The organism is Mesorhizobium sp. CNPSo 4671, assembly GCF_057784245.1.
On the sequence record NZ_JBWLUW010000003.1, the window covers coordinates 799,761 to 812,191 of the forward strand.

General features: G+C 60.6%; 13 protein-coding genes and 3 pseudogenes. 8 read left to right on the top strand and 8 right to left on the bottom strand.

Annotation, left to right across the window (positions count from 1 at the left end):
* Window positions 1-345: 345 nt before the first annotated feature.
* The 3 genes from AC04SF_RS12040 to AC04SF_RS12050 form a co-directional block, all read right to left on the bottom strand.
* On the bottom strand, window positions 346-750 hold the full coding sequence (locus AC04SF_RS12040; RefSeq protein WP_488477961.1) for a sunset domain-containing protein: 405 nt from the start codon (window positions 748-750) through the stop codon (window positions 346-348).
* 270 nt (window positions 751-1,020) lie between these two features.
* Window positions 1,021-1,398, bottom strand: a complete 378-nt coding sequence (locus tag AC04SF_RS12045) for a helix-turn-helix domain-containing protein (RefSeq protein ID WP_488477962.1) — start codon at window positions 1,396-1,398, stop codon at window positions 1,021-1,023.
* Window positions 1,399-1,571: 173 nt separating this feature from the next.
* The gene (locus tag AC04SF_RS12050) at window positions 1,572-1,787 is read right to left on the bottom strand and encodes a hypothetical protein (RefSeq protein ID WP_488477963.1); all 216 of its coding nucleotides are present in this window, start codon (window positions 1,785-1,787) and stop codon (window positions 1,572-1,574) included.
* A gap of 84 nt (window positions 1,788-1,871) precedes the next feature.
* On the opposite strand from AC04SF_RS12050, the pseudogene AC04SF_RS12055 reads away from it, so the two are divergent.
* From AC04SF_RS12055 to AC04SF_RS12065, 3 genes and pseudogenes are all read left to right on the top strand, one after another.
* Window positions 1,872-2,210 (top strand): annotated as a pseudogene (locus AC04SF_RS12055) (ATP-dependent DNA ligase); the annotation flags it as partial.
* Window positions 2,211-2,328: 118 nt separating this feature from the next.
* The gene (locus AC04SF_RS12060; RefSeq protein WP_488477964.1) at window positions 2,329-2,610 is read left to right on the top strand and encodes a metal-sensing transcriptional repressor; all 282 of its coding nucleotides are present in this window, start codon (window positions 2,329-2,331) and stop codon (window positions 2,608-2,610) included.
* An 8-nt stretch (window positions 2,611-2,618) separates the two neighbouring features.
* The gene (locus tag AC04SF_RS12065; protein WP_488477965.1) at window positions 2,619-3,959 is read left to right on the top strand and encodes a cation diffusion facilitator family transporter; all 1,341 of its coding nucleotides are present in this window, start codon (window positions 2,619-2,621) and stop codon (window positions 3,957-3,959) included.
* Window positions 3,960-4,756: 797 nt separating this feature from the next.
* On the opposite strand, the pseudogene AC04SF_RS12070 reads toward AC04SF_RS12065, so the two are convergent.
* Window positions 4,757-4,873, bottom strand: a pseudogene (locus AC04SF_RS12070) (MerR family transcriptional regulator); the annotation flags it as partial.
* On the opposite strand from AC04SF_RS12070, the pseudogene AC04SF_RS12075 reads away from it, so the two are divergent.
* Window positions 4,870-6,195: pseudogene (locus AC04SF_RS12075) on the top strand (heavy metal translocating P-type ATPase); the annotation flags it as partial. The pseudogenes AC04SF_RS12070 and AC04SF_RS12075 sit on opposite strands and share 4 nt — an antisense overlap.
* 280 nt (window positions 6,196-6,475) lie before the next feature.
* On the top strand, window positions 6,476-7,546 hold the full coding sequence (locus AC04SF_RS12080; RefSeq protein WP_488477966.1) for a sensor histidine kinase: 1,071 nt from the start codon (window positions 6,476-6,478) through the stop codon (window positions 7,544-7,546).
* Window positions 7,547-7,683: 137 nt separating this feature from the next.
* Here the strand turns inward: AC04SF_RS12080 and AC04SF_RS12085 are convergent, their stop codons facing one another.
* The 3 genes from AC04SF_RS12085 to map form a co-directional block, all read right to left on the bottom strand.
* Window positions 7,684-8,937 carry a tyrosine-type recombinase/integrase gene (locus tag AC04SF_RS12085; RefSeq protein ID WP_488477967.1) on the bottom strand — a complete coding sequence of 418 codons (1,254 nt, stop codon included), beginning with the start codon at window positions 8,935-8,937 and terminating at the stop codon, window positions 7,684-7,686.
* Window positions 8,938-9,084: 147 nt separating this feature from the next.
* Window positions 9,085-9,744 carry a JAB domain-containing protein gene (locus AC04SF_RS12090; protein WP_488477968.1) on the bottom strand — a complete coding sequence of 220 codons (660 nt, stop codon included), beginning with the start codon at window positions 9,742-9,744 and terminating at the stop codon, window positions 9,085-9,087.
* Between the two features lie 57 nt (window positions 9,745-9,801).
* Window positions 9,802-10,629, bottom strand: coding sequence for a type I methionyl aminopeptidase (map, locus tag AC04SF_RS12095; RefSeq protein ID WP_096446669.1), 828 nt, complete (start codon window positions 10,627-10,629; stop codon window positions 9,802-9,804).
* Window positions 10,630-10,907: 278 nt separating this feature from the next.
* On the opposite strand from map, the gene AC04SF_RS12100 reads away from it, so the two are divergent.
* The 3 genes from AC04SF_RS12100 to AC04SF_RS12110 all read left to right on the top strand — a co-directional run bounded on the left by AC04SF_RS12100 (window position 10,908) and on the right by AC04SF_RS12110 (window position 12,075).
* Window positions 10,908-11,246, top strand: coding sequence for a hypothetical protein (locus AC04SF_RS12100; RefSeq protein WP_202350131.1), 339 nt, complete (start codon window positions 10,908-10,910; stop codon window positions 11,244-11,246).
* Window positions 11,247-11,359: 113 nt separating this feature from the next.
* Window positions 11,360-11,599, top strand: a complete 240-nt coding sequence (locus AC04SF_RS12105; protein ID WP_202350132.1) for a hypothetical protein — start codon at window positions 11,360-11,362, stop codon at window positions 11,597-11,599.
* Between the two features lie 179 nt (window positions 11,600-11,778).
* The gene (locus AC04SF_RS12110) at window positions 11,779-12,075 is read left to right on the top strand and encodes a DUF982 domain-containing protein (RefSeq protein WP_202350133.1); all 297 of its coding nucleotides are present in this window, start codon (window positions 11,779-11,781) and stop codon (window positions 12,073-12,075) included.
* A 79-nt stretch (window positions 12,076-12,154) separates the two neighbouring features.
* Here the strand turns inward: AC04SF_RS12110 and AC04SF_RS12115 are convergent.
* The coding region (locus AC04SF_RS12115) for an IS30 family transposase (RefSeq protein WP_488477969.1) at window positions 12,155-12,431 on the bottom strand (277 nt) is incomplete at its 5' end.

Genomic DNA, 12,431 nt, shown 5'->3' on the forward strand with positions numbered 1-12,431 from the left:
CATGGAAAATTCATCCACCTCAACGATCATAGGAAGGCCCATTTCTCTTGCGGCTTCTAGGCGTCCGTCAATTCAGCCGCCCATTTGACAACCTTCAATGCCGCGTCTTCCTGCAAGACTTTCTCTGTTTTCAACTTGCCCAGATCAGGCGCAGGCAAGCCCGCGCTGTGCAGATATCTGCCAATTTTTTGAATAGGTGGGGATTGCCTCTTTCGCTCGATGCCCTAGCATTCACGGTCGAAAGCCCCTGACCCTCGATGCTGAGATGGATTTCATTTTTGCCATCATACCAGACGCCGATCTTGGGGTGTCCTGTCTTACGGCTACTCTCCGCCATGACCCGGATCACCTTCTCGCTTTTCGCCAGCCCGCAGCTATGGCTTCTGCCTCGCTGCAAAACCAGCGCTCCCCATACTGAGGGCTGATTTTGGTCTCCCAATAATGTTCCTGGCCGGGAACATGATAAATGTGTTCCCCGGTGTTGATGCTGATATTGCCTTTGATGGTGCAGCCACCAGCAAGCAGGGATGACGGGGCAGGAATGTCCAAGCTTCCCAGCCATTCAGCGGGTATAAGCTTCGCGACTGTATCGAGGCTGCTCGGGCTCACCGTGAGAAAACCGGCAAGCGGCACCATCACCAGCGCGAACAGGTATTGGGATCGCCACCCGCTCCGTCGACGCTTCTGCCTTGCGTTCTGGCGCCACCGGTCAGCCTGGTCACGAACTATGTGATGCGGAACTTTGGTCACGTCCCATCTCCCCCAACAGGAGAATGCTTCCAATCAAAGCTTGAGTCCATACATGAGAGGTCGCTAAACTGCTGCACGATGACGGGTCATCAGCGAGTTGGAGCGATGAGAATACTTCGGCCGGGACCCAAGCCAAAGAAGGCTTACCCTAACAGCGACCGGTTCGGCGATGACGGTCGGCGCCTGTACAGCGCCTACGCTGCTGCGGGCTCGAAGAGGCCCGTCAATCGACGCAAACGGCAGCGCCGCCTAATGCTCATAGCGGGAGCATCAGTCGCCGCGGTTGTGAGCGCTTTGGTCTACCTGATCGGGGCGGGTTAGCGATGGAATGCCTTTGACGGTGAAAACAATTCCGGCGTCCTCCAACGCTTGGCGAATAGCCGCGATATTATGGGAGCGCGGGTTCCTAAAGCCTTTCTCAAAATCACCGATCGTCATTTCGCTGAGATTGGCCCTAGCGGCGAGCCGCACTCGCGACCAGTTCAGAAGGGCTCGGGCTGCCCTTAATTGATCTGCTGAGAGTAGGTTTTGGCTGTCCATAGAACTCGAACATTCAATATGGCTAAAATGTTCCCGACTCTGCATTGGCCTCGGAACATTAGCGCTCTCTAACGGTTCTACCTGAGAGTGTGTTCCAGACTCCTTCATAGGTAGCGAGCATGGCAGCGGTGTTGGCTTTTGATTTCGCCCATTTTCTCGGATTGACCGCAGACGAACTGCTAGTCGGGGCAGCGTCTTTGGCGGGGTGCTTGTTGGTTTTTAACGCTATGTCGACGGACCGCCCAAATCGATAGCCGCCCCTACAAGCGCTGGCGGCTCTGTTACTTCCTCGGGCGAAATTGCAAGACCGTGGCGTCAGATTCCGGCTCCAGCGGCTCGTGCCCTAGCTCCTCGTGCCAGAACACCTGACGCAAGTCGCGCTGATCGACCTTCTGCCCGCAGTTCGGGCAATTGTAGAAATGGCCGTCCTCGCGAATGAGGTCACCGTCGTGAAGCTTGCCGAGGATCGGCGGGCCAAGGTCGGATAGCTTCGTCATCGCTATCGAACTTTCAATTCGTCTAAAATGTTCCGAAACTAATTAAGCGCATGCTAAATGAGTCGCGGTTTGCGAGCCCTATGCATGCGTCTGAAATTCGTCGCGCCTCTGATGCCGCAGCTCATCGTCGATGAAGACGGCACCAGGGTCTACACCCGCAACGGCCACGACTGGTCGGCGAAATATCGCGACCTGGTGAAAGAGGCCGCCGGCCTCGGCGCCGAAAGCGCGATCGTCGACGGCGAGATCATTGTGCTGAACGAGGCCGGCCTGTCGGACTTCGGCGAGCTGCGCAAGGCGATCACCCGACGGCAGCATGATCTGTATTTCGTCGCTTTCGATCTGCTCCACCTCAACGGCCACGATCTGTGCGACATGGCGCTCGAGGAGCGGCGAGAGATCCTGGCCAGCTTGATCGAGCCCCCCGACGTAACCCTTTCGCCAAGCGGCTCTCCTGCAAAGGCATCCCACCGTCACAGCAGCCGCTTCCGCGCAAATCGGTGCCCTTGCCGTATCCCCTCCAGGAGGATAGCAGTATCGCATGAACGAGCAAGCCCACGTCCACGAAACCCACCCTGATATTGTCAAGCGCCTGAAGCGCGCCGGCGGACACCTCAAGAGTGTCGTCGAAATGATCGAGGCGGGCCGACCCTGCCTTGATATCGCCCAGCAACTCCACGCAGTCGAGAAGGCCATCTGTCAGGCCAAGAAGACCCTGATCCAGGACCATCTGAACCACTGCCTTGAAGACGTTGTCGGACCACTGGCGCGCGACCTGCGCCGATCGATCGACGAGTTCAAGGAAATCACCAAGTACCTGTGAGAATCGCCATGATGGACAAAATACGCGACTGGTTTGGCTTCGGGCCGATGGCGCAGGGTTTCGGCGGCCATGGACACGATCATGGCGACGGCGGCCACGGCCACACGCATGGCGTCATTGATCCGACGATCGCGACGACGACGCGCGGCATTTGGGCCATCAAGTGGTCGTTCGTCATTCTCGCAATTACCGCCGCGCTTCAGCTCGTTGTCGTATTCCTCTCGGGAAGCGTGGCCCTGCTGGCCGACACGATCCACAATGTCGGAGACGCGGTCACCGCCATTCCGCTGTGGGTCGCTTTCGTCCTGGCTCGACGCAAGCCGAGCAAGATGTTCACTTACGGCTTGGGCCGGGTTGAAGACCTAGCGGGAATCCTGATCGTTCTAATTATCCTCTTCAGCGCCATCGTCGCCGGATATGAGGCGATCGATAGATTGATCAACCCGCGGCCAATCGCATTTCTGGGCTGGGTGGCGATCGCCGGCATCATCGGCTTCGCAGGGAATGAAGCCGTCGCGGTGTTCCGTATCCGCGTCGGCCGCGAGATCAACAGCGCGGCTCTGATCGCGGACGGCTATCATGCCCGCACTGACGGTTTTACCAGTCTGGCAGTCGTGCTCGGTGCGATCGGCGTATGGCTTGGCTTTCCGCTTGCAGACCCGATCATCGGACTGCTCATTACCCTGGCGATCTTCGCCATCGTCTGGCAATCGTCCAAAGCCGTTTTGACGCGCATGCTCGATGGTGTTGAGTCGAGCATTGTCGACGAAATCTACCATGCGGCCGAGCATCTCTCTGGTATCGAACGAGTCACCGTTGTGCAGGCGAGGTGGATTGGACACCGTTTGCATGCGGATGTTGCCATCAGCGTATCTGACCAAACGACGGCAATGGACGTGCTGCACATCACCCAGGCCCTTAAGAATGAGCTGTTCGAGCATCTGCCCGCGCTTGCCGAGGCCAACGTTCGCCTGGAAAGCCCGATTGGGCCGACCGCCCACGGTTCGATGTCGCCCCATGGCCATAGTCATCATGCGCCTGGACCGTTCAAGGTCGCGTGCGATCTGGCCGTAGGGACATTGGAGATCGTCGATACGCCTGAAGGGGAGCGCATGCGCCTGACAATCGATCAGCACGCCGATGACCTGGAGGCTACTGTGATAATCGATCGCCCGGCCGGGAGTGAGACGCTTCCTCTCGGACCTGTTGCCGATAACCAGCATCTGCTTGAAAGCGCCGTTGCCCCGGCCGAGCCGCACGAGTTTCAGGCGCGCCTTATCCTGGCTGCGAAGGGCCGCGAACAGGTGCTGCCGTTCAAGATGGTCGAGCCCGATGGCCATCATCACTGAGCAGGCGCTCTTCACCCGACCTTGACGTAAGACGTACCGCGCGTTGACTGCGATGAGTGTGTGGCGCACTCGATGGACCAATCGCCCCTCGAAGGAACCGAAACCGCCGTCGCCCGTTGTCTCCGACTGATTTCTTGCTGATTTCGTCGGCAAGCTCCCCCCAGGACAGAAGTGTTTGCGGCGCAAGCTAAATTGCGTCCACCGTTTTTGCTCTGTTGCGTTGGGACGCACGGATCTTTTGAAGCTGAAAAAGGAGATAAAGCATGGCTGACGGCCCAACCGTTATTAATTCAGGCGGAGGTGGGGGTGGCACCACAGTTATCGCGATTGTCGTGGCGGTCCTGGCAGTAGTCGTACTGCTGTTTCTTACAGGCACCATTCACATTCCTGGTAGGGGTGGAAGCAACGTCAATGTGAAGATCGAAGCGCCTGCTGCACCGTCTCCGGCTCCGGCCGCACCGGCGCCGGCTCCGGCACCGGCCGCACCGGCTCCGGCTCCAGCTACACCGGCTCCGGCGCCCGCACCGGCCAATGGCGGCTGATTTACTCGCCTTTTTATAGTACTTCAGCGAAGCGCAGGCACCCATCCGGTGCAAGACTCGGCGGGGGAGGTGTGACGAAGTCAGGCCTAGGCCGAACGGAGTTACACCACCCCCGCGGTGTCACTGCCGACGTCTCTTGAGCGCGGTTGGCTGAAGTACCTTGGCGATTTTCTGAAGAACGCAGAATCACCTTTGTGCCAGGCCGCACTTCGGCTTACGACCTTCGCCGACTGAGCATTCAGCGAACCCAGCCAATCAGTGGTGAGCATGTTCACATTGGCTGTGATCGGCTAGCACCTCGATCACCCGGCATTCGCCGACTTTCCCGTGGCGGCAGCCTTCAACCATCAATTCCAACTCGGCCTTCGGTGCGCAAGGGCGTCGGCACCAGCGTGTTCGCCGGTACCATCAATGGCGACGGCGTGTTGCGCGTCATCGTGACGGCAGCGGCTTCCGACAACACCATCGCCCGCATCGTCAAACTGGTCGAGGAGGCCCAGGAGAGCAAGGCGCCGACGGAACGCTTTATCGATCGCTTCTCGCGCTGGTACACGCCCGCCGTAGTCGCCGTGGGAGCTCTCGTCGCAGTGGTCCCACCGCTGGCCTTCGGCGGTGACTGGAACGAATGGATCTACAAGGTTTGGCGCTGTTGCTCATCGGCTGCCCCTGCGCCCTCGTCATATCGGTGCCGGCAGCCATCGCGGCATCGCTCTCGGCAGGCGCCAGGCGCGGCCTGTTGATGAAAGGCAGCGCGGTGCTGGAAGGTCTAGGCAAGATCACCGCTGTTGCTTTGGACAAGACAGGGACCCTGACCGAAGGTAAGCCCGTGGTGACGGATGTCGTGGCAATCGGGATCAGCGAAAGAGAGGTGCTGTCGCTGGCCGCTGCGCTTGAAACCGGATCGAGTCATCCGCTCGCCCTGGCCATTCTGCGAAAGGCCAAAGCCGACCGTGTCCCGGTGCTTCCGGCGGCGGAAGCCAAGACGCTCGGCGGCAAGGGCGTCGTCGGCCGCGTCGGCGGCAAGAACGTGTTCCTGGGCTCACCGATCGCTGGTAGCGAAAAAGTCGCGCTGCCGCCCGACCAGGCAGCCCGCATCGCCGAACTCAACGACCAGGGCAAATCGGTATCGGTGTTGCTCGTCGATGATGGGGCTGGCCGGTTTTATTGCCATGCGCGACGAGCCGCGGCCGGACGCGCTGGCCGGTCTCAAGGCGCTGACTGATGCTGGCATCAGGACTATCACGCTGACCGGCGACAACCAGCGCGCGGCGGCGGCCATCGGCAAGCAGCTCGGCATCGAGGTGCGCGCCGAACTGCTGCCTGAAGATAAGCAGCGCGTTGTCGGCGAGCTGAAAGGGCAGGGGCTGACGGTCGCCATGGTCGGCGACGGTATCAATGATGCGCCGGCGCTCGCGGCGGCCGATGTCGGAATCGCCATGGGCGGCGGCACCGATGTCGCCTTGGAGACGGCAGATGCGGCAGTGCTGCATGGCCGCGTTGGAGACGTCGCCGCGATGATAAGGCTGTCCCAAGCGACCATGGCCAACATCAAGCAGAACATCAGCATGGCGCTGGGGCTGAAAGCGGTGTTTCTGGTGACCACCATAGCTGGCATAACCGGTCTGTGGCCGGCCATTCTGGCCGATACCGGCGCGACAGTGCTGGTAACGGCCAACGCCATGCGGCTGTTGCGCTGGAAAGGTAGGGTGCAGATTGCCGCCTCATGGTTGACAACCACTCGCGTCTCCGGGCCGGGGTGCCGCTGGCAATTGGCTCTGCCGCCTTATTCTGCCGGCATGATCGGTATATTTAGCTGGCGTGCAACGTGTGCGGCTTAACGCGCTGTTAACTGGGCCGCAGGCTGGCACTTTGTCGCGCTGCGCCGGATCGATTCAAGTCGCGACTCCGGCCCGGCAATGGTGTAGGAGAAGAGGCTGAACGGAGGCATAAGCGTCTCCAGATCGGCTTTGAGCCTTGTTCCACCCCATTGCGAATATCGAGGACGCGCAGACGCTGGCGCAGGCGATCGTCAATACGATCGTCGAGCCCTTCCTCGTCCTCGACGAGCAGTTTCACGTGCTGGCGGCCAGCCGTTCCTTCTACCAGGCCTTCCAGGTCGATCCCGAGCAGACACACGGCGCCCTGCTCTATGCGCTGGGCGACGGCCAGTGGGATATTCCCGCGTTGCGCGTGCTGCTGGAGACGATCATCCCCGAGAAGACCGCCATGGACGGCTTTGAGGTCGAGCATGATTTCCCCAATATCGGCCACCGCACGATGCTGCTCAACGCCCGCAAGGTGCTCTACGACCACAGCTCGACCATCACCATCCTGCTGGCCTTCAACGACATAACGGCCCGCCGTTTGATCGAGAAGGAAAAGGAAGAGCTCCTCGCCCGCACCGAAGAATTGCTGCGCCAGAAGGATGTGCTGCTGCGCGAGATGGAGCACCGGGTTGCCAACAGCCTGCAGATCATCGCCAGCATTCTTTTGCTCAAGGCCCGCTCGGTCACCTCGGAGGAAACCCGCCAGCATCTAAAGGATGCCCACCAGCGTGTGCTGTCGGTCGCCGAAGTGCAGCGCCATCTCCACACCGAGGCTGGTCTCGAAGAGATCGACGTCGTGTCCTATCTGTCGAAGCTTTGCAGCAGCCTAGCCTCCTCGATGATCGGCGATGCCCAGCCGATCGCGGTCAACGTCACTGCGCAAGGCGGCAGGATCGATTCGCAAAAGGCAGTGAGCCTTGGCCTGATCGTCACCGAGCTCGTTCTCAACGCCATCAAATATGCCTTCCCGATGGAGAAGGCCAAGGCGCTGATCCAGGTGACCTACGAGACCGATGGCAGCGACTGGAAGCTGACGGTTTCGGACAATGGCGCCGGCAAGCCGGCCACCATCGTCGCCAATGCGGGTTTGGGAACGGCAATCGTCGAGGCGCTGGTGAAGCAACTCGAGGCCAAGATCGAGGTCATCAGCGACTCCAACGGCACCAGCGTGTCGGTGACCAGAGCGACGTTCACGTCGCGCGTGCCGCGGGCGGCATAGCCTTTTGCACGACATTCTGGCCAGTTCCGCCACCCGTGGAACCCGCGCTTCGAACTCCTGATCCGCGACTCATAGCCGGTTCCCACAGTGAAGCTCTGCCTCCGTCGGTGATGGCGGTGCGCAAAGCAATCGCTAGCTCACGCAGCTTCCTTAAGCCCGGCTTTACGCTTCCTCTTCGTCAGGAGCTCGCGGACAAACTTATCCCACCGGGCCATGGCAGCACGCTTTTCCGGCATGTAATTCCAGCGATCGTAGCTCTTGGAACTGACATCCTGCAAAGTGTGGTTCTGCAATCGGTCTCGGATCTCTTTCGAGAGACCTGCCTTGCCGGCAAGCGTCTTCCAGGTTCGGCGGAGATCGCGGTTTGTCACAGTCGGGATGACCTCGCGATCGCGCTGACGCCACATGAACGAATAGAGAGTTCCATGACTGACAGGCTTCGACGGGTCGGTTGCGGATGGGAAAAACCAACCAAATCCATTCGGCTTGATCGACCCGATAAGCTCGGCCGCGATCTTGGGCACGGGGATTGCATGAGGCTTTCCATTCTTGGTCTTGGACCAGTCGATGATGCGCTCGGCCGCATCCCATTGATCGACGTGTAGCCGAGCGATCTCCTCGACGCGCTGGCCGGTCAGCATAAGAATTCTTACAGCACGCGTGTAAGGGGGGTGGACCGGCGCATCGGGAGTTTCGAGCCAGCGATAGAGGCGGACAAATTCCTCTTCGTCCAGCCAACGCGTTCCGACGTTCTTTGGTTCGGTCGGAATACCAGCCGCTGGATTGTGGACGAGACGAAAGCGACGTACCGAGGTGGAGCGGTAGTCGTGCTCGGATTTTAGCCCCCAACTGTACGCCGATCGAATATAGCTACGAACATGATCGGCCATGGACCGTCTGCCTCGCTGATAAATCGGGCGAATGATGTCCCTGATCTCATCAGGTTCGATGTCTCGGGCAGGGCGGTTGCGCCCGAGCGAATCGGCGATCTTGTTCAATCCCTTTTCAGCCTCCTTCCAGGACGGTTTTCCATCTGCTTTGAGCGACGCGACGTAAGCCTCAAACAGATCGGCCACCGTGCCGGGTCGTGTGTCGCCCGCAATCTTGATGCTTCGACCCTTCTGAATCATATCGGCAAAGTCGCGTCTGAAAATCTGTCGGGCCTCTTTGAGGCCCATTGACGGATACGATCCGAGCTTTTTCTTGAGACGCTTTTGATCTCGCCATTGCTGGGCCATCCAGTCCGCCGTTACGCGGGTCGGCATCGGCTTGATCACGAGAACGAGACGGCCTGTTCCATGGCCCTCGCCATCGACAAGGTTCTGCTGCTTTTCGGTCTCCTCGACCTGCTTCAAAGCGCGACGAATCTCTCCATCGGTAAGGCTTGGCATTGGGGTCTCCCGTAGGCTTTCGAGTAGGATCGGCTGACGGGTAGTAGGGGTCTGTGATTGGGCACAAAACGGGTTTCCATCCCCCTAAAACCGACCCCAATATGCCATGATATCCGACTCTGCGACAAGTCGAAAAATATATATGTATCAATGTGCTAGAGCGTGATTCTCCGTGATTGAATAGAGGCGAGTGGGATGGTTGTGCACCAGGATGATCGCGGTGGCCGACAGTTCGAGCGCGCGCTTGACCACTTCTCTGGGATAGACGGGCGTGTGGTCGACAGTGCCGGTCTGCTGCACCTCGTCGGCGATCAGCGTGTTCTTCTTGTCGAGGAACAGGATGCGGAACTGCTCGCGCGCTTCGAAGGCCATGGCCGAGCGGCAATAGGCGAGAAGCTGCGTCCACGACGACAGGACTTCGCGGCCATGCACTTCGCCATGCGCCATGCGCTGCGCTGTCGCCGCCACGATTTTCAGGTCGAGCGCCACCGCCGGGCCGATGCCCTTGACCTCCTGCAGCAGGTTGATGGGCGCGCCGAGCACTTCGGCCAGCGTGCCGAAGCGCGCCAGCAGTGCCTTGGCGGCCGGCTTGGTGTCGGCACGCGGGATCAGCCGGAAGAGCAAGAGTTCCAGAAGCTCATAATCGGGCAGGGCATCAGGGCCTGCCGAGGCAAAGCGCTCGCGCAAGCGGTCGCGATGGCCGAGATATCCAGGTTTTTCGGCTGGAGCCGGCCTGGCCTTCGCCGCAGGCCGAACCGGCACCTCGGCAAAGAAACTCCGCTCGTCGTCGTCGCCCGTTGTCCCCATCAGCCCCCGCATCCAGCCAATCAGTCGGGCAAAGCGGTCGCCCGACGTATCAAAATATCAGGCCGGCAGGCCGGGCCGGTCGAGATTGTTGGGCGAGAGCGTGAAAATCTCGCAGCCCGTGTCGGTCACGCCGATCGTGTGCTCGTACTGCGCTGACAGCGAACGGTCACGCGTCACCGCCGTCCAGCCATCCGACAAGACCTTCACATGCGGCCGGCCGAGATTGATCATCGGCTCGATGGTGAAGATCATGCCGGGCCGCATTTCCACGCCTTCATTGGCGCTGCCATAGTGCAGGATGTTCGGGGCGTCGTGGAACAGCTGGCCAACGCCGTGGCCGCAGAAGTCGCGCACCACCGAGCAGCGCTCCGCCTCGGCATAGGTCTGGATGGCGGCGCCGATGGCGCCGGTGCGCGCACCCGGCCTGACCGCGGCGATGCCGCGCATCAGGCATTCATGAGTGACCTCGAGCAGCCGCTCGGCGGCGCGCTTGATCGTGCCGACCGGATACATCCGCGAGGAATCGCCGTGCCAGCCATCGAGGATGTAGGTGACGTCGATGTTGACGATGTCGCCATCCTTGAGCGGCTTGTTGTCGGGAATGCCGTGGCAGACGACATGGTTGATCGAGGTGCAGGACGATTTCGTGTAGCCGCGATAGTTGAGCGTCGCCGGCAGCGCGCCGTGGTCCATGCCGAACTCGAAGACGAAACGGTCGATAGTGTCCGTGGTGACGCCGGGTACGACCATCGGCACCAGCGCGTCCAGGCAGCGCGCGGTGAGGTCGCATGCCTTGCGCATGCCGGCAAAACCGTCCTTGCCATAGAGGCGGATCTGGCCGGTGTTTCTGAGGGGGGCCGTGGCGGCGTCGAGATAGGTGACCATTTTGTCCGTATAGAAGGTGGGGCGCTGCAGGAGTGCTGACTTGAAAATCCCACCAGATTTGGCACTTGGAGGCAAAAGGTTCAAGGAAGAACTGCCTGATGCAGCCTGAGCCGCCCGGATATTCGTCTCGTTAGGGCGGTCTCTTGTCGGTTTTCACATGGTTTGCTTTCCTTTCCGGCCATCGTGGGCTAGGCGGGACGATGTTTTGGAGATCGCGTCCAGCCCCGAAGCGCGCCAGATCGCTTGAAGCGCCGCTGACCGCAGCCTGCTCATGTCTGATGGGCCTGGTGCTGCTGGCGATGCTGTGCCTCGGCCGGCCCGACTTGCCTACCTTCGCGGATCCTGCACAGGGCGGTGCAGGCGTTGGCGTCGAACGGTCGGGCGAAGTCGCGGCGCTGCTGCGCGTCACCAACAAGGCGCAGGCACTGGAGGTTCGCACCGCCCGGCCGATGCTGGCCAAGTTCACCGGCGGTCATCCGGCCTTGCCGGCTCCGCAAGCTGTTTTCCTTTGGCTGGACCGGACTTCCCCGGCCGCGCCTGTTGCCGGCTCTGGCACGATCTCCGCTCCCAGCGCGAGCACCAACCAGCCGCGTGCGCCGCCGTCCACGCAGGCCTGAGCGGTCCAGGACCGCATCTCACCTCCAGTTTCAAGCCATTCGCGTCGCGACCCGTGCGGCGGCCTTTCAGCCGCGCATGGGCGGCGTGGCGCGTCATTTCCGGATGATTGCAAATGCAACAACGTATCAAGACATTCAAAAGCCTGACGCGTGCGGCCTCGGCTGCATCCTTTCTGTCCGTTCAGGCGTTCATCTGTATCGGAACCGTCTATTGGGCAATCGCTGAGACGCTCTATCTGTCGGGAACCGGAGCGCTCGTCCTTGGCGCCCTGTTCGCCTTGCCATCGGCCTATGTTCTGCTGACCGTGGTGCGCATGGCCTTCGACGCGGAGACCGACCCTGCCAACCAGTAATCGCGCCGCCAACTTGGAAAGTTCTGCCGGACCACTGGTGCCGGCGAACTTTCCTCGGCCCGTTTGCAGCAAAACCGCCGTTTCCGCAGTGACGACACATTTGCGTGGCACCAACCGGTCAAAGCAACTTTTGACGACGAACGGCGTTGCTTGGGCGACGCCAGTTCGGGAGATGCCTGATGGACAGATTGCAATTCGAGGTGCCGGTGCGCATTGCGCAGGGCCCCGGCTTGCCGGTCGAGGAGATTTACAGCGTCGAGCAGGCGCTGGATTTTCTTCAGGACTGGCCGGCACGCCGGCAGGGGCCGGTGTATCAAAAAGCCTTCAATGCCTGCTTCGGCGCCACGGTTGACGTGGTCAAGACCGAGGATGCCTGCCGTGCGTTCATGGCGTTTTGCCGTGTAACCGGACTGATGGCCAGCGACATGATGGCGCCGCGCAAGCGTGGCGGCGAGGCGAGAACGCTGCAGGCTTGAGGGCCGTTCGCCCCATAACCACTCCGCTTCCCAACCAACTCTGCTTGAATGAACGGGATGATCTGGTGGGTTCAACCGGTCACTGCAACACCTTCTGTAGCCTATCGGCGGGCGTTTCGAAGTCCAGGGTTTTTCGGGGGCGCTGATTGAGCCGCAGGGCGACGCCGTCGAGTTGGGCCTGCGAGACCTGCGAGAAGTTGGTTGTTCTCGGGAAGTACTGCCTGAGCAGACCGTTGGTATTTTCGTTGCTGCCGCGTTGCCAGGGACTGCGCGGGTCGCAGAAGTAGACCTGTAGATCGGTTGCGACGGTGAAGCTCTTATGACGAGCCATCTCCTTGCCCTGGTCCCATGTCAAC

Bases quoted from the DNA above. Each gene is read 5' to 3' on its own strand.
- map (WP_096446669.1), bottom strand. From the start codon at position 10,629: ATGGTCACCTATCTCGACGCCGCCACGGCCCCCCTCAGAAACACCGGC.
- AC04SF_RS12105 (WP_202350132.1), top strand. From the start codon at position 11,360: ATGCAACAACGTATCAAGACATTCAAAAGCCTGACGCGTGCGGCCTCG.
- AC04SF_RS12100 (WP_202350131.1), top strand. From the start codon at position 10,908: ATGGGCCTGGTGCTGCTGGCGATGCTGTGCCTCGGCCGGCCCGACTTG.
- AC04SF_RS12110 (WP_202350133.1), top strand. From the start codon at position 11,779: ATGGACAGATTGCAATTCGAGGTGCCGGTGCGCATTGCGCAGGGCCCC.
- AC04SF_RS12065 (WP_488477965.1), top strand. From the start codon at position 2,619: ATGATGGACAAAATACGCGACTGGTTTGGCTTCGGGCCGATGGCGCAG.
- AC04SF_RS12085 (WP_488477967.1), bottom strand. From the start codon at position 8,937: ATGCCAAGCCTTACCGATGGAGAGATTCGTCGCGCTTTGAAGCAGGTC.
- AC04SF_RS12090 (WP_488477968.1), bottom strand. From the start codon at position 9,744: ATGGGGACAACGGGCGACGACGACGAGCGGAGTTTCTTTGCCGAGGTG.
- AC04SF_RS12060 (WP_488477964.1), top strand. From the start codon at position 2,329: ATGAACGAGCAAGCCCACGTCCACGAAACCCACCCTGATATTGTCAAG.
- AC04SF_RS12050 (WP_488477963.1), bottom strand. From the start codon at position 1,787: ATGACGAAGCTATCCGACCTTGGCCCGCCGATCCTCGGCAAGCTTCAC.
- AC04SF_RS12045 (WP_488477962.1), bottom strand. From the start codon at position 1,398: ATGAAGGAGTCTGGAACACACTCTCAGGTAGAACCGTTAGAGAGCGCT.